Source organism: Parabacteroides sp. KHUB-02, assembly GCF_056640955.1.
In genome coordinates, this window is sequence record NZ_JBWQEV010000001.1 from 3,872,233 (window position 1) to 3,891,422 (window position 19,190).

The window sequence follows — 19,190 nt, forward strand, 5'->3', positions numbered from 1 at the left end:
AGGTGTTCTCAAATAAAATACTATTTTTGCGCATTATAAAGAATATTCCGCAAATAATGGATATACAGAGGCATAGTAGCGTATTGGGCGATACGGTGGAGAAGCTATCGGATGAGGCATCGTATAAACAATTGTTCCATGCGTACAGGGATGAGGAGGCGCTGCCCTCGGGCGAGGTGCTGAAAGAGATCATCGATCTATGCCGTGCGATCCTGTTCCCCGGTTATTATGGGAATGCCCGTATCAGTAAACAGACGATCCGTTTTCATACGGGCGTAAATGTTGAGACTCTTCATTCTTTATTATCCAAGCAGGTTTATGCGGGACTTTGTTTCGCGGATACATCTTGCGTGACTTGCCCGGAAGAAAAGATCTCCGCTGAGGCAGAGGCTATTTCGGAGGCTTTCATCTCTACGCTTCCGGAGATTCGCGGTCTGCTGGCTACGGATGTGGAGGCGACTTTCAATGGCGATCCCGCCGCTCAAAATCTAGGTGAGGTCATATTTTGTTATCCCGGTTTCCGGGCGATCGGTAATTACCGGATCGCCCATCAATTGTATAAGCTCGGGGTTCCTTATATTCCTCGTATGATTACGGAGATGGCACATTCCGAGACCGGTATCGATATCCATCCGGGCGCGAAGATCGGTCATCATTTCTCGATAGACCACGGGACGGGTACGGTGATCGGCGAGACGAGCGTGATCGGCAATTACGTCCGAATCTTTCAGGGCGTCAGCTTGGCGGGAGAGAAACTTCCCCCCGATGAGAACGGTAACGCTATCCGTGGCGTAGCCCGTCATCCTATCTTGGAAGATCATGTGACAGTATATTCTAATTCCACCTTAATCGGTAAAATCCGGATTGGCAGAGGGGCTACGATATGTGGTAACGTCTGGATAGCGGAGGATGTACCGGCAGGGAGTACGGTTACACAATTGAAAATTGAGAATTGAAAATTATCAAGAGGGTAGCTGGAAGGAGATCGAAGCATGTCAGAGAGCGAAATGAGAATAATTAATAATAAACAACGTAATACGCAATTGGGAATAATTTTCAATTCTCAATTCTCAATTTTCAATTAAAATGAGCGAGACATTTGAAATGGTGGCCAAAACCCTATACGGGTTGGAAGAGATCTTGGCCGAGGAGTTATTAGCTTTAGGTGCCAACGACTTGCAGATCGGTCGTCGTATGGTTTCCTTTACGGGTGATAAGGAATTGCTTTATAAAGCGAATTTCCACTGCCGTACTGCCCTGCGCATTCTGAAACCGATTTATCATTTCAAGGCCAAAGATGCTGATACCGTTTATAAAGAGGTGAAAAAGGTAGAGTGGGAGAAGTATTTGTCGCTGGACAAGACGTTCGCGATCGACTCGGTGATCTATTCCGAGGATTTCAATCACTCGAAGTTTGTCGCTTACCGTACGAAAGACGCTATCGTGGATTATTTCATCGAGAAGTTCAAGAAGCGTCCGTCCGTTCGTGTCAATAACCCGGACTTATATATCAATATCCATATTTCGCATAACGATTGTACCTTATCTATCGATAGCTCCGGCGAGTCTTTGCACAAGCGTGGTTATCGGGTGGATCAAACGGAAGCTCCGTTGAATGAGGTGTTGGCTGCCGGCATGATCCTAAAAACCGGTTGGAAAGGAGAATCTAATTTCGTAGATCCGATGTGTGGTTCCGGTACATTGTTGATCGAGGCTGCCATGATCGCCTTGAATATCGCTCCGGGTATCCATCGGAAAGAGTTCGCTTTCCAGAAATGGGTGGACTATGATGAGGAATTGTTCGATCGTATTTATAATGATGAGAGCGGGGAGCGTGAGTTCGCTTTCCATTGCTATGGCTCCGATATTTCCCAAGCCGCTATCGATATCGCCTTGGAGAATATCCGTAGCGCTGGCTTGATGAAATATATCGATCTGAAGGTGAAACCGTTCCAACAATATACAGAGGCTCCGAAGCCAGGTATATTGGTGACGAACCCACCTTATGGAGAGCGTATATCATCTCGTGATCTATTGGGATTGTATAATATGATCGGCGAGCGTTTGAAACATGTGTTCATGGGATATAAGGCTTGGATTTTGAGCTATAAAGATGAATGTTTCGATAAGATCGGCTTGCGCCCGAGCGAGAAGATCAAATTGATGAACGGTTCCTTGGAGTGCGAATACCGTTGCTATGAGTTATTTGAGGGAACCAATAAGGACTTCAAAAAGGCATTGAATGAGGATGGAGAGGAGCGTCCGCACAGATCGGAAGGCTCTTTCGAGCGTAGAGGCAATGATCGTCCAAACTTCCGTACGGGTCGTGTGGATCGTCCGGAGCGTCGTTTCGCCGCTGCCCATAGCGAGGATGATGAGGAGCGTTTCGCTTCCATTCCGGGGAAACGTATCTTTGGAGAGGATCGGGGAGAGGACCGTCCGGTCCGCAAGAAATTCGTGGATGCCCCGGTTCGTAAGCCGATCAAGCCAAAAGGAGAACGTCCTGTGAAAATGCGTTATCGGGATGAGGATGACCGTAAGAAAGGGTTTGGCGATCATAAGCGGGATGGAAAGCGCCCATTTAGCAAACCTATAAAGCCTATAAAACGGAGAGGGTATGATGATTATGAGGATTAAATCATCTTTATTCATAAGCCTATGTCTGATTTTATTAACGATGTCGATTACCGCCCAAGATAAGCAACTCTCCTTGCACGACTTGATTCCTGGAGGGAAGACGTATAGCCGCTTCGTACCTCGTGACTTGAAACAGTTACGATGGTGCGGGGACGAGTACTTATATGTTAAGGGAGATAGCGTGTTAGGAGCTAAGCCGGGGAAAAAAGAAGAGGTCCTTTTTTCGTTGGAAAGACTGAATGGGGCCTTGACGGCGGCAAACCTACAGACGGTTGGTTCCTTGCCTAGCTTTTCGGTACCCTATGAAAGAGGTTCGGTCTTGGCTTTTACTAGCAAACAGCACCGGATTCATTATGACTATAAGAAGAATAAGGTAGTCGCTGATTATGCTTTGAAGAATAACTGGGCGAATTATGACTTTTGTCCGGCTACGAATAACTTAGCTTTTACGGAGGGAAACAATGTGCATATTTTATCCCCGGATGGACGAAATACGATTGTTACACGTGAAACACAGGATGGAATCGTATGCGGACAGGCTGTCCATCAACGGGAGTTCGGGATTACGAAAGGTATGTTTTGGTCTCCTAAAGGCTCGGCTCTAGCGTTTTATCGTATGGATGAGCGTATGGTGACCGCTTACCCGCTGGTGAATATCGATACTCGTTGCGCTACGCCGGTTCCTCATAAATATCCGATGGCTGGAATGAAGAGCCATGAGGTTACGGTGGGTGTCTATCAGGTAGCTACCGGGCAGACGGTTTGGTTGGAGACAGGCTTGCCGAAAGAGAAATATTTAACAAATATCGCTTGGAGTCCGGATGAGAAGAGTATTTATATCGCTGAGTTGAATCGTGAGCAGAACGAGATGCATTTGGTGCGGTACTCTGCCTTGACGGGAAAGAAAGAGGCTGATCTGTTTACCGAGACGGATCGTTGTTATGTGGAGCCGCAGCATCCCGTGCTTTTCTTGCCGAACGATCCGGATAAGTTTATCTGGCAGAGTGAGGCGGATGGCTATAACCATCTATATCTGTATGATACGACTGGAAAGGAATTAAGGAAGCTAACCGGTGGGGAATGGGTGGTTACCAAGGTGCTAGGCTTTAGCAAAGACGGAAATAAGGTGATTTTCGAGGGAACGGCACCTCATCCCGTATCTCCGAATATGCAAGGAACGGGGATGCAACGTTATATTTGGGAGACGGATTTGAGAACGGGTGATATCATGAATTGCTTGAGTTGGAAAGTGGGCGTGCACCGTTGGTTGCTGAGTCCCTCCGGCGAATATGCGATTGATTATGTAAGTTCTCCTTCTACCCCGAGGGATATCGATTTAATCCGTGTAAAGGACGCTAAGGTGATTTCTACCTTACTTTCCGCTCCGGATCCCTTTAAATCGTATCGGATGCCGCGGATCAAGGTTGGACATATCCTTGCTGCCGATGGTAAGACTCGCTTGAATTACCGGTTGACTTTACCGCCGGATTTGGATGAGACGAAGAAGTATCCTACGATTGTCTATGTATATGGAGGTCCTAAAGTACAGCTTGTTACGGGCGACTGGCAAAACGGGGCTCGTGGTTGGGATCTTTATATGGCACAGAGAGGTTATGTGATGTTTACCGTGGATAGCCGCGGCTCGGCAAATCGTGGACATGCTTTTGAGAGCGTGATTCATCGTAATTTGGGTATCAATGAGATGGCGGACCAAGTGAAGGGTGTCGAGTTCCTGAAATCTTTGTCTTATGTGGATGCCGACCGTATCGGGGTACATGGCTGGAGTTATGGCGGTTTTATGACAACGAACTTGATGCTGACTTATCCGGAGATCTTTAAGGTGGGCGTGGCCGGAGGGCCGGTTATCGACTGGAGCAATTACGAGATTATGTATGGCGAGCGTTATATGGATCGCCCGCAGGATAATCCGGAAGGTTATAAGAACGCGAACCTGAAACTGAAGGCCGGTAATCTGAAAGGCCATCTGTTGATGATACATGGGGATATCGATCCGGTGGTAGTGTGGCAACACAGCCTTGGTTTCTTAAAGGCTTGCGTAGAGGCTGATACGTATCCGGATTACTTTGTGTATCCTCGCCATGAGCATAATGTGACCGGTAAGGACCGTCCGCATTTGCATGAGAAGATTACGAGGTATTTTGATGACTACCTTGGGAATTGAAAATGGAGAATTGAGAATTGAAAATTAGAAGAGATATGAATATATTGTTATTAGGCTCTGGTGGGCGTGAGCATGCGATCGCTTGGAAGATCGCTCAAAGCCCGAAAGTTGATAAGTTATTTATCGCTCCCGGTAACGCGGGAACAGCGTTGGTAGGAACCAACGTGGATATTAAAGCGGATGATTTTGCCGCTATCAAGGATTTTGCGTTGGCGAACCAAGTGAATATGGTCGTGGTAGGTCCCGAGGATCCATTGGTGAAGGGTGTTTATGATTATTTCAAGAAGGATGAGGCATTAAGCTCCATCCCCGTGATCGGCCCGAGTGGGGAAGGTGCCCAATTGGAAGGTAGCAAGGATTTCGCCAAGGCGTTCATGATGCGTCATAATATCCCGACCGCTCGTTATAAGAGTATTTCCGCTGAAAACTTAGAGGAAGGTTATGCGTTCTTGGAATCTCTTTCCGCTCCTTATGTTTTGAAAGCGGATGGATTGGCTGCCGGTAAAGGGGTACTGATTATCGATAACTTGGAGGAAGCCAAGAAAGAGTTGGGAGATATGCTGGGCGGAATGTTTGGTGACGCGAGCAAGACGGTCGTGATCGAGGAGTTCTTGGATGGTATCGAATGCTCCGTATTCGTCTTGACGGATGGCAACGATTACAAGGTGCTTCCGGTAGCGAAAGATTATAAGCGTATCGGCGAGGGCAATACGGGATTGAATACCGGTGGCATGGGAGCCGTTTCCCCGGTTCCTTTCGCTGATGAGGTCTTTATGGCGAAGGTGGACGAGCGTATTATCCGTCCTACCGTAGAGGGATTGAAAGCGGAGCATATCGATTATAAAGGTTTCATCTTCTTGGGTCTGATCAACGTGAAGAATGAGCCGATGGTGATAGAATACAATTGTCGTATGGGCGATCCGGAGACAGAGGTAGTCATGCTTCGTATCCAAAGCGATTTGGTTGATTTGCTGGAAGGGGTAGCGGAAGGCGATTTAGCGGCTCGTACATTGGTACAGGACCCTCGTGCGGCGGTTACGGTTATGTTGGTAAGCGGCGGTTACCCGGAGGCTTACGAGAAGAATAAGGTAATCACGGGATTGGATGGCGTATCCTCGAACAATATAGTGTTCCATGCCGGAACGAAGCTGGTAGACGGCCAGATCCTGACGAATGGCGGTCGTGTGATTGCGGTCAGTTCGTATGGGGCTACTAAGGAAGAGGCTTTGGCCCAATCTTTCGCCGGAGCTAAGCAGATCGATTTCGATAAGAAGTATTTCCGTCGGGATATCGGGTTTGATCTGTAAATGACAATTAGAGAGAATATACGTATGAAAAAACGAAAACTATTGCTTTTAGGGGTTGTTTGTGCGGCTCTCTATGCATGTTCGACTGATCAGACGAACGAATCGGGGAAGCGTGTCTCCGCATTGGATGATGCCGCTTGGAACCATTCCGAATGGATATCCGTGGCAAATGCTCCTGTTATAACGGGTGAGATCAACGGATCGAATGAGCGTGCGGCCGATGGTGCCGCTTGGTTCGTGAGTGTCGTAAGGAATGAAAAAGAGATAACCTCGGCACGCTGGATGACCACGGGCTTGGGTGTGTACGAGTTATACGTGAATGGGAAGTTGATCGGAGAAGAGATTCTCAAACCGGGTTTTACGCATCCCTACAAGACGAAGCGTTCGTTTACGTATGAGGTAAGCAATGCCCTGTCGAAACAAGCGGGAGCGGAGAATGTTTTCGCTGTGCAGGTGACACCGGGATGGTGGGCCGATAAGATCATCACATACAGCGGCCAGCAAGGAATGGTGGGTACCAAGGTCGCTTTCCGTGGAGTGCTTGAGCTTACCTATGCGGATGGTAGCAAGGCGTACTTAGGTTCCAATACGAGCGATTGGAAAGCCGGGATCGCCGGACCGGTCAAACATGCCGCTATCTTTGATGGTGAGGAATATGATGCCCGTGAGTTACCGGGATACGATACGCTCGATAAGCTTTCGACACCGGAAAAGAATACGGAATTTGAGGGAGAGATACTTCCTTCAAATGGAGGTGAGGTCTATTTTCGTGAAGATTTGGCGCTTTCTCCTCAAAAGGCCTATCTATGGAAAGGGGTCACCGGAGAGAGTGAAGATGCTTATGGAAAGGTTGTTATAACGAAAGAATATGCGGCTGGCGAGGAAATGGTGGTTCATCCGGGCGAGACACTTGTCGTGGACTTTGGCCAGAATTGCGCGGCGGTTCCTGCTTTCGAGTTCATGGCAAAGGAGGGTACCCAACTAAATTGTCGTCCTTCTGAGATATTGAACGATGGAAATGGTGCGAAGAGCCGAGGAATGGATGGGCCTGAAGGTAGTTGCCATCGCTTGAATCTACGCACTCCGGATACCGGGATGTTACTCGACTATACCTTTGCGGATCATAAGGACTATACGACCTATCGCCCTCTTCGCACGTTCTATGGTTATCGCTTCGTATCGATCACGGCCGATCAGGAGGTACGTATCCGGTCGATCCAGTCGATTCCTGTCTCCTCGATTACCCAACAGATGGAGACCGGATCAATAACGACCGGCAACAAACTAGTCAATCAGTTGATTTCAAATACCCTATGGGGACAACGTTCCAACTACCTTTCGGTTCCTACCGACTGTCCGCAGCGCAACGAACGGCTGGGATGGACCGCCGACACGCAGGTATTTGCTGAGACTGGTACTTTCTTTGCCAATACCGCTGATTTCTTCCATAAATGGATGCGTGATATGCGTGACACACAATCACCAACCGGTGCGTATCCCGGTGTCGCTCCATTGGCTCAATACGGTGCGTCTCCTACTGATATGAACCGCTTGGGCTGGTCGGACGCGGGAGTTATCGTGCCTTGGGTTGTCTGGAAACAATTTGGTGACACTCAGATTATCGATGAGAATTGGGCGGCGATGGAGAAATATCTCAATCATATCAACGAGACCAAGTATGACCATCATGCCCTCAGCGCGGAGAATGGCAATTACCAGTGGGCCGACTGGCTCAGTTACGAGCCGCTTGAGAGTTGCAGCGGCAGACATACAGCGAAGGATGGATCCGGAACGCTTCCGGAAGCCTATGATTATTGGAATTATCTAAGTGCGAATTACTGGCTTATAGATGCCGGAATGATGAGCGATATGGCTCGTGCGACGGGACGGGATGCCGAGAAATACGAAGCGATGGCTGCTCTAGCGAAACAGTATATATTGGATAAATTCCTGAATGTTGACGGAGAATTTAAGACGGCGATATTCAATACCATGCAGACGCCTGCCCTATTCGCCTTGAAGAACAAGCTGGTCGAAGGGGTAGCCAAGGAGAACATGATGAAACGACTGCGTGACAACTTCGCCGAGCATGGCAATTGCCTTCAGACAGGTTTCTTGGGTACTTCTATCCTGATGCCTACGCTTACGGAGAATGGAATGAGCGATATCGCTTACGAGCTTCTTTTCCAGCGCAAGAATCCGAGTTGGCTGTATTCGGTAGATAATGGGGCGACAACGATTTGGGAGCGTTGGAATAGCTATATGCTTGATAAAGGCATGGGACCGCAAGGCATGAACAGCTTTAATCACTATGCCTATGGATGTGTATGTGAATGGATGTGGGAGACCATGGCTGGTATCTCTGCGGATACGTCGGAGCCAGGATTCAAGCGCATTATCATGAAGCCGATTCCCGATAAGCGTCTGGAGTTCGTAAACGCGGAGTACAATTCGGCGGCAGGGATTATCAAGAGCTCTTGGAAGTATGAGGGAGACCAGTGGATTTGGGATTTCACCATTCCCGAAGGAGCGGTCGCTCTCGTGACACTTCCGGGCGAAAGCCAAGCTCACGAGTATCGTGCGGGTTCGTATCAGATCGTTAAATAAGTAGCTTATACTTACCCAAGTTTACATTGAAGTTTGTAAGCTTGGGTAAGATTATTGATAGTATTATTTTAATTTACTCAGATCAAAATCAATAATAATCGGACGATGATCGGATGGCCACCAGAAATTAGATAGCTCTTTCGGGTCACGTACAGGCTTCGTGTACTCATCTGTAATTACGTCTGCATACTGGATTATGTCAAACAAAGGCTGTGTACAATATACGTAATCAATGCGGGCTTCTTTACCGGTTGTTGTCTTAAATTCATTTGGATACTTCTTAGCGATGACATCTACATAAGGTGTTTCTTGAGCGATATAGTCTTGCGTCAAAAACTTAGGACTATCTTCCGGATATCGATAGATGGCGTTGTCTGTGCGATTGCGGCTGTTGAAGTCACCCATCATCATCCAATATTCGTTGGTAGCATTCGTGCTAGTACCAATGGTGTGCTTACAAATATACTCTATTTCCATGCGACGGTATTTATCACCACCGTTTTCAGCTTTACTTGCTTCTTGGTCTTCAGTGCGAAAAGCCCATTGTTGTGGCCATGTGTGTAGTGTTACTATATTTAAAACCTTTTCGTCTACAATGATCTTTGCCCAACCGGCACCGTGGGTTACTACTTGGTTTGGCTCCTCACCTATTATTTTTTTTATATTTTCGATCGGATACTTAGAGGTGATGACCTGCGGGTAATTATCCCGATGTCCGCCTATGTACCAGTAAGGGTGTCCGTACCGTTTGGCTAATACTCCCCAATTATCTACCAGAAAACGTTCTTGGGAATCCAAAGGATCCGCGGTACCATTTTTATAGATGCTTTGAGCCTCACACCATACGCAAATATCAGGATCTTGTTGTTTTACCCAAGTCGTGAATTTCTCGTAATTATCATCTTGTCCACACCACATACCGTTTTGTATATTCCAGTAGAGTAGACGTAATGGTTTCTGTTCTTTTTTTTGTCCGCAAGAGATTAAGAGAGTGGAGATGCAGACTGCGGATAATGTCTTTAAAAATTTGTTTCTGTTCATAATATATCTGATTTGTTTTGTCCCGGGCGTAAGTAACCCGGGACTGGTTTGTTACAAATTTATCTTTTTCTTTTTTAATTGGAGCTGGTATAACCCGGATTCTGATCTTTAACTTGATCCATTGCTTTGTTATAATTGAATTCGCTGTCTGGTATTTTCCATAAATAATGACGTTCTTGAATCTGTGTATATTCACCGGTCTCCACATTAAAGTACTTACCTACCAGTTCTTGAGCACGACCTTGACGGACTATGAAGTCCCAGTGCTTTGCCTCATTGAAGTGTTCATAAGTCTCTTCTTTTAATAGTAAATCCATATAAGCGGTCATACTGGCGTAATCACTCAACTTATAGTCCAGTTCAGCATTAGGTACTTTAGGATCTTTGCCATAGGCACGTCGGCGCAATTGGTTTAACATTTCAATGGATTCCATAGTTGGGGTATTGGCAACACGGGCACAAGCCTCACTGTAGATCAGCATAGCATCTGTATAGCGGATCAAAGGAATAGATACATTTGCGCCATTACCTTGTGCGTTCGGATCCGTATATTTTGTGAGTAGACAAGTATATTCACCGTAAGCGTCTTTGCCGAATACATAAAAACCTATGTTCATACCGTAACGTAGGTCATTCGTGTCCCAGCTCTTGATGATATGGTTACGCAGGTCTGTATAGTGCGTGTAATAGCCGTTACCATTTAACATGGTTTTACCGGGAACGAACTCATACTTTGGATGTGAGGTATAGGATAGGTAGTCCCATGTCTTACCATCAATACGTGAAGTCTTGATGTAGAATATCTCCTCTGTAGAGGTGGTCAAGTCTGCGCCAAATACCTTGTCAAAGTCACGTGGTTCCGCAACTTGTACTAATTGGTATGTACCACTGTTCACCACTTCTCCACTTAGCTTTTTTGCCTCGATGTAATCTCCTGTATGCATATATACATCTGCTAGGCAGACCCGTACGGTATTTTTATCTGGAGTAGCCAAATAACGTTTTTTGTCAGGACAATTATCTAAAGCATATTTTAAATCTTCGATTATGAAGTTGTATACTTCTTCTTTGCTACTCTTGGGAATATTCCACTCTGTGATATTTTTATCTGTTTTCAAAGGTACACCACCCCAGTATTTCACGAGATTAAAGTAGTTGAAGCCTCGTAAAAAGCGTAACTCTCCCAGATAGGCCAACTTTTCCTCTTCGGTCATCTTTGTAGCGTTAGGTATCCGCTCGATAGCGGTGTTACAGAACATAATAGCCTTATAGAGGCTCTGCCAGTTTGAATCACTCCGGTTCATATGTGTTGCGTTCACAAAGCCATTGTATTGTTTGTATGTTTGATAAACTCCTTTTGGATAACAATATTCTGTATTGATCTCTAATGTGGCGAAGAAGTTTGAATTATAGGCTGACCGCATTGCGTCTAACGGTGCTAATACCGCAGCATTTGCTTCTTCTACAGTATTATAAAATGTCTCGCTTGAGATCGAATAAGTATAATCGGTCTCATTTAAGGCGTTGTCACAAGCTGTTAGTAGAGTAACTCCGGCCATTGCGCTTATTATTATTAGATGTCTCATTGTTTTCGCTTATTTTAAAATTTAACACTCACACCCATGGAAAGGGTTTTACTGTTTGGATAAGTCAAATGGTCTATACCTGCATTCACGTCGCTGCCTTTTGAGCTAACTTCAGGATCTACACCTTTATACTTCGTTAATGTCAACCAGTTCTGTGCGCTAACGAAGATACGAATACCGTTTAGCCAATTTTTGGTAGCCCACTTGTCACATGGCAGATTGTAAGCTAAACTGATGTTTTTTAGACGCAGATAGGAACCATTCTCGATAAAGCGGTCAGAGTATTTCAGTGAACCAACGGCATTGATCTTGGGATAGGCAGCATGACTGTTGTCTTGACCTTCTCGCCAACTCTCGTAGTATACTTTACGCTCAATATTCATGCCTTGGCCATAGCTGTAGTTTCGCATCTCACTCAAGTTAAACACGTCGTTACCTTGACTGCCTTGTAAAAAGAAGTTGAAGTCCCAGTTCTTATAGCGGATACCACAGTTCAAACCATATGTAAAATCAGGGAAAGGAGAACCTGCGATGTAACGGTCTTCCGTATCGGTGTACTGGCCATCTCCGTTCATATCCTCATAAGATAAAGAACCGTTCTCGTCTAAACCAGTGTCTTTGTAGACATAGAAAGCTCCTAATGGCTCACCTTCACGGATAATTGTGATGGAACCAGATCCATAGTTGCTATAAGTTGTGCCAAGGATATCTTTACCATCAGCTAATTCTTCGACGCGATTCTTATTATGAGCTATATTGAACTGTAAGGTTAAGCCAAAGTCCTTGTTTTGTACCACATCACCCTCGATCAATAATTCGACGCCTTGATTGCTTATACTACCGATGTTACGTACGGTGGACTTGTAACCGGATGATGAAGGAAGTGATACTGTATTCAGTAGATCCGTGGTTTTCTTATAATAGTAGTCTGCGGTAATACGTAGACGTTGTTTAAAGAATCCCAAATCCACGCCGGCATCCCATTGCGAGGTCGTCTCCCATTTCAGATCTTCTGGATAGGTACTGCTGGGTGAGTAGTAAGGTACGTTCTCGCTTCCAGTAGCAGTCTTGCCTGTGGTTAGTAGATTTTGTGTCATGTAGGGATCAATAGCTGTTGAGCCTGTCTTTCCATAGCCAACACGCAACTTCATGTTTGAAATACTTTCAAATTCTTTCATGAAAGGCTCTTCAGACACACGCCATGCCACAGCACCAGAAGGGAAATATCCCCATCTTGATCCTTCCGAATAGCGGCTTGATCCATCAGCACGGAAACTGGCTGTTACGAGGTAACGTCCTAATAAACTATAGTTGATACGCCCAAGATAAGACATCAAGACCCATTTGCTGTAGTTTGTACTTGGTGTGTTGGCTGTTCCTGCTGATGACAGGTTGTTCGTTTCTTGAACGTCACTCAAGAAAGTGTTGCCTGAGGCTGCGATCGATTTGTAAACATTTTGTTGGTAAGTAAAGCCGCCCATTACGTTAAAACTGTGGATGTTGTTTAACGAAAAATCGTAGGTCACGATATCTTCGTTAATGATGTTCGTACTACGCTTGTGGTTGACATCGGCAGTATTATTTTTGTAAATATACTTTTTGGTGGTGTAACCATCGTAGCGGGCATCAGATCCTTCCAATCCGAAACTGGTCCGTATGCTTAAGCCTTTAATCGGATTGAAGTTCAAGGCGGCGTTGATGTTGGTCAGATTTGTCACGGTTTTATAAGTGGACTCATAAGCCATACATAAAGGGTTCTTGATCTCATGGCTAGACCAGCTGTACCAAGAGCGTAGATCTTTATAATCTCCATTCTCATCATAAGGATAAAAGTTTGGTGAGGCGGAGTAAGCAGCACCAATCATAGATGAACCGCCATTACCACCTCCATCAGACTGGTTCATCTGGTTAATCATACTATAGCCCATACTGACGGAAGCGGTTATCATCTTGCTCATAGTCATATCCAAACTACTACGCAAATTGTACTTGTTATAATAACTGTTCGGGATCAAACCATCTTTAGTCATGGCAGAGCCACTGACAAAATATTTTAGGTCATCGGTACCTCCAGATACATTGATGTTATGATTCATAATGGGAGCATTTTGAAAGAACTCTTTTTGCCAGTCCATACCTTTCCCCATGGCGGTTATGTCAGCTTCACTAAAGGGAGCGGTTTCCAGTATCTCTGCGTTTACAAGGTATTCGTTATAAAAACGGGCCCACTCTTGGGCATCCATCAAATCCAGTTTCTTGATTTGCTTTTGGAATCCATATTCAAAATCGTATGAGACTTTCGCTTTTCCACTTTTCCCTTTCTTGGTCGTGATCATCACGACACCATTAGCACCACGTGAACCATAGATGGCAGTAGCGGATGCGTCTTTCAAAATTTCCATAGATTCAATATCATAGGTATTGATAGAGGCTGTGCTGGCAGGAATACCATCGATAATGTATAGGGGTGAGTTGTCACCTTTGATAGAGTTTACTCCACGTATCCTAATAGAATAGTCTCCGGAAGGATCACCTGTATTTTGGGAGAGTACTACGCCGGGAACTCTTCCTTGTAAAGCCTGTACTGGGTTGGCTACGGTAAAGGCTGTCAGCTCATCTGCCTTCACGCTACTCACAGAGCCGGTTAGGTCTTTCTTCTTCATTGTCCCATAACCAACTACCACTACCTCATCTAAAGATTCCACATCTTCTTTCAGGGTAATATTAAGTGTATGTTGGCCTTTGACTGCCACTTCTTGTGAATTATAACCGATATAACTGATTTGTAGAATGTCGTTTGGCTTTACTTGTAAACTGAACTTTCCATTTAAGTCTGTTACTACTCCATTCGTTGTTCCTTTTACCAATACATTGGCTCCAATTACAGGTTCACCCATTCCATCGAGGATGGTACCGGTTAACTGATAACTGCCTTGTTGCTGGCTGATAGGTGCTAATGAAGACTCTGCCCAAGCTTCCTTTGGCATAAAGGATAAAGATGCCATCAAGCAAAAGGCTCCCAGAATAGGGACTACATGTTTGCAATTTTTCATAAATCGTTTTAATTTTTAGCTATTACAAAGTACGACTATTCATGTGACAAGTAGATTACATTAGAGTTGCATAGTAAGAAAGATTTTGAATCTAAGCGCTTTTATATGGTTTTCTCTATATTAAATCTTGCTCATAAATAATCAATTTAACATACGTTTAAGGGCTTATTCTTAACGTTAACAAAGTAGCCGTGAGGGCTTTGAGCAATTGTTTACATGAATTGTTAGAGGGAGTACCTCTTGATCCTGAATTACAAGTGGGATACGTTGGCTTGGATCTCATAACACCGACGTTGTGTACCCATAAGTCCTTTCCTGAATAAAGTTCCCTCTGTCTCCTATGGGTAATATAAATTTTTAGGTTTAAAACAAAGTAAGCGTGAGACTTGTTTTCTATTCATCTGATTCGGGTGTCTGGAAATACCTTGCAAGGATGAATAAGTAAACAATATTCCCACGCTGTAAAGTTATGTATTGGCATAGCGAATGCTTGCCGTGTACATGCACTAACAGAATGAGCGCTACATTGTCTTCATCCTCCTTGCTTGAAATTTTCCAGACTTCGAACCAAGGATAAAGCAAAAAACGCTTTCTTTTTATTTTTCTGACCGCTCTTTAGCCAGACAACACAAATATACGTTTCTTTTTGAACAATGCAACGCTCTGTGAGAATATTTTTCAAATGTAAATATAATATTTAAGTGATATGGTAAAAAGACATAGCTAATTTGCAGTTGGCTGCATTGACCAAGTCTGTTAGCTGCATCGGCCAAATCAGTTAATTGAAATGACAAGGTTAGTAAACTTTGTTGGCCGATGCAGTTTACTTGTTATATTTTCATACCTTTGCCACTTATTTCATTCCTTTAGGATGTGAATATGAAAGAATAAGGTATATGGCAAGAGGAACAACTTCATATTACGGACGTAGATATACTATAGCGACACCTATGACCCATTTGTACATGCTTTGCGCTTGTATTTTTTGTTGGATCGTGGGGTATGTGGATTCGGTAGGCTATCCCGTGTATGGAGAGGTGACGGCTCCTCCTTTATGGAATGCCCTTTGTCTGGTTCTTCCGGGTAAGTTGTTTACCTATTTGATCGGTTTTTTGCTGATGGCCGGTGGTGCGTTTCTGGTGCATCGGGTAAACTATGCGTTGATGTTGATTCGTGAGAAGACATTGCTTCCCTTTCTCTTCTATGCCTTGTTGACAAGTACAAACCCGGATTTCTTTCCCTTGAAATCAACATCTGTCGGGGTGTTTTGTTTGATATTGGCCCTTTATCAGTTATTTACCTCTTATCATGACCCGGACGCTACGGATAAGGCTTATAACGCATCCTTGATTATCAGTATCGGAAGTCTGTTGTGGATACACATCCTTTGGTTCTTGCCGCTGTTTTGGTTGGGGATGTATAATTTCAGGACATTGAATATCCGGACATTTGTCGCTTCCTTGTTCGGAATCTTGACGGTTTATTGGTTTGTTTTCGGATGGTGTGTCCGGGAATGGGATTTCACGGCATTTACCATACCTTTCACCTCCTTATTCAAGATCCGTTTCCTTGCGGTACTAGGGACGGGAATTATAGATTGGATACAGATTGTTTTAGTGGCGGGATTAACGATCATTGCCTCATTAAACATCATTACACATGAGTATGAGGATAATTTGCGTACTCGTCAGTTTCTTTCTTTTCTGATTGTCATGGCCATTTGGTCGTTTGGATTGTTCTTTATCTATGAGCAGTCGTCCGAGGAATTTCTGGAAATGGCCTGTGTCCCGGCGTCTATCTTGATCGCCCATTTTTTTACGGTGAACCGGGGGAAATATATCTTTTGGCTGTTCCATTTCTCGGTAGTTATGTTTATCGCATTATTAATGATACGTATATGGAATTTCTTATAGCCTACGGGTATATCGGGGTGTTTATCGCTTCTTTCTTAGCGGCTACGATCTTGCCGTTTAGCAGTGAGGTCGTATTGACGGGTGTATTATTGGCGGGTTCGGCATATTGGCCTTGCATGATCGCTGCTACGCTTGGTAATTTCTTAGGTGGAATGAGCTGCTATTGGCTGGGGATGCTGGGAAAGGTAGAGTGGATCGAGAAATACCTCAAACTCGATCCGGTAAAACTACAGAAGGTGCAGGATTGGATCAAGGGAAAAGGCTCTTGGATGGGCTTCTTTGTTTTTCTTCCCGGTATCGGTGATTTTATCGCTGTCGCTCTAGGTTTCTTGCGGGCTAATATATGGGTCGTGGCGATCTCCATGTTCTTAGGAAAAGCGATCCGTTATTGGGTTTGGATGGAGTTTGTTTATAAGGTACAGTCCATGTTTTGATAACCCGAGACCTGTATCTTGCACGAAATCATTTCAAGCGTAATTGTCCCCTTTTCCGTGAACTTGATGGCGTTATCGATAAAATTCGTGATAGAATTACAAGGATTTTTGTATATGAATTCTGCAAGCTTGGAAGTCTTTTTTGTTCGGAAGGAACTCATTCCAGCGTGTAAGTGTTTGCCGGGAGAAGACCGTCAATGAGAAAACCAGCATAGAGGTAAAGGCGATACTGGTCGTGATAGCGGAACCTACGACCCCGTAAGACGGGATGAGTAAAAAGCCGGAGATTAATAAGGCAATAAGCCCTACGCACGAGCTTGCCGTACTGTACCGGATCTTTCCGCTGCCGATGAAATAATGGCTGATGATGCTGTTGCAGCCTAACGCTACGATTCCGATCGATAATCCGCCTATCACTTTACGTATGCCTTTGAACTCGGCGCTGAAAAGATAATCCGTATATATCCATTCCGGTACCAATAGGATACATCCCATCACGAGGGCTAAAGCGCAAAAGGTCAATTTGAAAAGCTGTAAGGTAATACGTTTTTGTTCCGTTGCCTCTGAGGTCTTGGCCACGCTACTGTATTCGATGAAACTTACGCTGCGACTAATATTCCATACACTCTCGGAGATCTTGGTCCCAGCATCTAGCAAGCCTACGCTTCCCAACCCGGCGAAACGTTGTATCAAGAAATAATTGAGTCGGGTAGTACAGGTTTCCGCCAACCCGTCCGCACCGGCCCACAGGCCGTAGGCAAACATTTCTTTTAATAGACCGTAGAGTGATTTGCCGGAAGACCGGGATGTTTCCTTTAAGAAATAAGGAACAAGCATCGATAGGCTGGCAATAAAGGCTATGCCGTTCGTGACATATAATCCCCAGACATACGACCGTACGTCCGGGCGCTTCAATATATAATAGAAATAGAGTAAGACGAAAAATAGCAGTCCTCCTTGCAATATAAACGTGAGATTAAACCCTTTGATATTGTCTTTACCCAACAAGAAGCGGGCATTGGCGTTTACCGTAGAGCTCAAGATCGCCAACAAGAAGATATCCAGCCGATAGCCGGTGGGTAAAAGCCCGGTAAGATACATGAAGCCGCAAGCTAGGGAAGAGCCGATAGGTGTCCACAGATATGCGGGAAGGAAAATTGTCCGCATGGAGTAACGGTTCATGAAATAGACAATCGTATTCCCGCATAAAATCCCGTTGACGATTACCGCTATATTTACCGAGGCCACGATCAACCCGATCATCCCCACGCCCTCGATTCCCAGTACCTTTGCGTTGATGAAGATCAGCGCTAGGTTAAGGAAGGCTATCAGATAACGCGAGCCTATTGTCCCCAGTATCTTTTTTAACATAAGCTATAGTTGTAATCCATTCAGTAACCTTACATAGGTATCGATCGCTTCCCGGATCTCCGGTCCCTTGATGTATTCGTCCGCGGAATGGGAACGTGCCGAGTTTCCCGGCCCTATCTTTACGGAGGGGAAACGCATCAAGGCTTGGTCGCTAAGCGTAGGAGAGCCGAAAGGCTCTTTTCCCATCAAGATCGCCCGTCGCACAAAAGGATGATCCAGATCCGTGCGGGTGGAGCTAAGGCGGAAGCTGCGGGCCTTGATCTCACAATGAACCTTTTCCTTGATTAGCTCGAATAACTGTTCGTTCGTATAAAATTCGTTGGTGCGAATATCTACTGTGAATTCGCATTTATCGGGAACGACATTGTGTTGCGTACCGGCATGGATGATGGTGACAGTCATTTTCACCGGTCCGAGGAAGTCGCTTTTCTCCGGGAATTGATAGGTGCTGAACCATTCTATATCCTTCATCGCTAAAGTGATGGCATTGATGCCCTCATTACGTGCGGCATGTCCGGCCTTTCCGATAGCGGTGCAATCCAGTACCATTAACCCTTTCTCGGCTACGGCGGGTTGCATACCCGTGGGTTCACCTACGACAGCGAAGGAGATAGGAGGAAGCTCGGCCAATGCGCTTTCAATGCCATTCTTCCCGGATACCTCTTCCTCACAAGACGCGAGGAAGATTAGATTATAAGGTTGCTCTTTCTCGCTTAAGATGCAGAAGGCTTCATAGAGGGAGACTACGCTCGCCCCGGCATCGTTACTGCCCAGTCCATATAATTGATCATCCTCGGTCTCTTCGGGAGTGAACGGGTCTTTGGTCCAACCGGAAGCGGGCTTGACGGTGTCTATATGGGAGTTGAGTAAAAGGGTCGGTTTACCGAAATCGAAATCCGGGGCGATGATCCACAGGTTGTTGCCTTTGCGGAACACCTTTTGTCCGGCCTTTTGCCATTCTGCTTGCAGGAAATCCGCTACGGCGGTCTCGTCCCGGCTGAAAGACGGACGGGAGATCATGCCTTTTAATAAATCAATCGCTTCGTAATATCTTTCCAT

At 45.2% G+C, this 19,190-nt stretch carries 12 protein-coding genes; 7 read left to right on the forward strand and 5 right to left on the reverse strand.

The genetic code is table 11. From position 1 onward, the window contains the following. The first annotated feature begins 56 nt into the window (after positions 1–56). The 5 genes from ACYIA1_RS16690 (at position 57) to ACYIA1_RS16710 (ending at position 8,733) form a co-directional block, all read left to right on the forward strand. Positions 57–956 carry a serine O-acetyltransferase gene (locus ACYIA1_RS16690; RefSeq protein WP_005860231.1) on the forward strand — a complete coding sequence of 300 codons (900 nt, stop codon included), beginning with the start codon at positions 57–59 and terminating at the stop codon, positions 954–956. Between the two features lie 130 nt (positions 957–1,086). Next, positions 1,087–2,637, forward strand: coding sequence for a THUMP domain-containing class I SAM-dependent RNA methyltransferase (locus ACYIA1_RS16695; protein WP_005863595.1), 1,551 nt, complete (start codon positions 1,087–1,089; stop codon positions 2,635–2,637). After that, a complete protein-coding gene (locus ACYIA1_RS16700; RefSeq protein ID WP_129984318.1) occupies positions 2,618–4,819 on the forward strand; it encodes a S9 family peptidase in 2,202 nt (733 codons plus the stop codon). Before ACYIA1_RS16695 ends, ACYIA1_RS16700 begins: the two co-directional genes overlap by 20 nt. 35 nt (positions 4,820–4,854) lie before the next feature. After that, positions 4,855–6,126, forward strand: a complete 1,272-nt coding sequence (gene purD, locus ACYIA1_RS16705) for a phosphoribosylamine--glycine ligase (protein ID WP_217773380.1) — start codon at positions 4,855–4,857, stop codon at positions 6,124–6,126. A 24-nt stretch (positions 6,127–6,150) separates the two neighbouring features. After that, a complete protein-coding gene (locus ACYIA1_RS16710; protein WP_005863589.1) occupies positions 6,151–8,733 on the forward strand; it encodes a family 78 glycoside hydrolase catalytic domain in 2,583 nt (860 codons plus the stop codon). Positions 8,734–8,796: 63 nt separating this feature from the next. Here the strand turns inward: ACYIA1_RS16710 and ACYIA1_RS16715 are convergent, their stop codons facing one another. The 3 genes from ACYIA1_RS16715 to ACYIA1_RS16725 all read right to left on the reverse strand — a co-directional run bounded on the left by ACYIA1_RS16715 (position 8,797) and on the right by ACYIA1_RS16725 (position 14,413). Continuing rightward, positions 8,797–9,774 carry an endonuclease/exonuclease/phosphatase family protein gene (locus tag ACYIA1_RS16715; protein WP_005863587.1) on the reverse strand — a complete coding sequence of 326 codons (978 nt, stop codon included), beginning with the start codon at positions 9,772–9,774 and terminating at the stop codon, positions 8,797–8,799. 74 nt (positions 9,775–9,848) lie between these two features. Then, positions 9,849–11,360, reverse strand: coding sequence for a RagB/SusD family nutrient uptake outer membrane protein (locus ACYIA1_RS16720; RefSeq protein ID WP_227154381.1), 1,512 nt, complete (start codon positions 11,358–11,360; stop codon positions 9,849–9,851). Positions 11,361–11,374: 14 nt separating this feature from the next. Continuing rightward, the gene (locus tag ACYIA1_RS16725) at positions 11,375–14,413 is read right to left on the reverse strand and encodes a SusC/RagA family TonB-linked outer membrane protein (protein ID WP_005863583.1); all 3,039 of its coding nucleotides are present in this window, start codon (positions 14,411–14,413) and stop codon (positions 11,375–11,377) included. Positions 14,414–15,309: 896 nt separating this feature from the next. Between ACYIA1_RS16725 and ACYIA1_RS16730 the strand changes: the two genes are divergently transcribed. Together ACYIA1_RS16730 and ACYIA1_RS16735 are read left to right on the forward strand one after the other, a co-directional pair. Next, positions 15,310–16,326: a hypothetical protein gene (locus ACYIA1_RS16730; protein ID WP_480335997.1), complete on the forward strand. Its 1,017-nt coding sequence runs from the start codon at positions 15,310–15,312 to the stop codon at positions 16,324–16,326. Then, positions 16,311–16,760, forward strand: a complete 450-nt coding sequence (locus ACYIA1_RS16735) for a YqaA family protein (protein WP_005863579.1) — start codon at positions 16,311–16,313, stop codon at positions 16,758–16,760. Before ACYIA1_RS16730 ends, ACYIA1_RS16735 begins: the two co-directional genes overlap by 16 nt. A gap of 96 nt (positions 16,761–16,856) precedes the next feature. Here the strand turns inward: ACYIA1_RS16735 and ACYIA1_RS16740 are convergent, their stop codons facing one another. Further along, complete coding sequence (locus ACYIA1_RS16740) at positions 16,857–18,131, reverse strand: lipopolysaccharide biosynthesis protein (protein ID WP_005863577.1); 1,275 nt, start codon at positions 18,129–18,131, stop codon at positions 16,857–16,859. Positions 18,132–18,134: 3 nt separating this feature from the next. After that, positions 18,135–19,190 carry a M20 family metallo-hydrolase gene (locus ACYIA1_RS16745; protein WP_005860216.1) on the reverse strand — a complete coding sequence of 352 codons (1,056 nt, stop codon included), beginning with the start codon at positions 19,188–19,190 and terminating at the stop codon, positions 18,135–18,137.

Bases quoted from the DNA above. Each gene is read 5' to 3' on its own strand.
- ACYIA1_RS16730 (WP_480335997.1), top strand. From the start codon at position 15,310: ATGGCAAGAGGAACAACTTCATATTACGGACGTAGATATACTATAGCG.
- ACYIA1_RS16725 (WP_005863583.1), bottom strand. From the start codon at position 14,413: ATGAAAAATTGCAAACATGTAGTCCCTATTCTGGGAGCCTTTTGCTTG.
- ACYIA1_RS16710 (WP_005863589.1), top strand. From the start codon at position 6,151: ATGAAAAAACGAAAACTATTGCTTTTAGGGGTTGTTTGTGCGGCTCTC.
- ACYIA1_RS16745 (WP_005860216.1), bottom strand. From the start codon at position 19,190: ATGGAAAGATATTACGAAGCGATTGATTTATTAAAAGGCATGATCTCC.
- purD (WP_217773380.1), top strand. From the start codon at position 4,855: ATGAATATATTGTTATTAGGCTCTGGTGGGCGTGAGCATGCGATCGCT.
- ACYIA1_RS16700 (WP_129984318.1), top strand. From the start codon at position 2,618: ATGATGATTATGAGGATTAAATCATCTTTATTCATAAGCCTATGTCTG.
- ACYIA1_RS16720 (WP_227154381.1), bottom strand. From the start codon at position 11,360: ATGAGACATCTAATAATAATAAGCGCAATGGCCGGAGTTACTCTACTA.
- ACYIA1_RS16715 (WP_005863587.1), bottom strand. From the start codon at position 9,774: ATGAACAGAAACAAATTTTTAAAGACATTATCCGCAGTCTGCATCTCC.
- ACYIA1_RS16735 (WP_005863579.1), top strand. From the start codon at position 16,311: ATGGAATTTCTTATAGCCTACGGGTATATCGGGGTGTTTATCGCTTCT.
- ACYIA1_RS16690 (WP_005860231.1), top strand. From the start codon at position 57: ATGGATATACAGAGGCATAGTAGCGTATTGGGCGATACGGTGGAGAAG.
- ACYIA1_RS16740 (WP_005863577.1), bottom strand. From the start codon at position 18,131: ATGTTAAAAAAGATACTGGGGACAATAGGCTCGCGTTATCTGATAGCC.
- ACYIA1_RS16695 (WP_005863595.1), top strand. From the start codon at position 1,087: ATGAGCGAGACATTTGAAATGGTGGCCAAAACCCTATACGGGTTGGAA.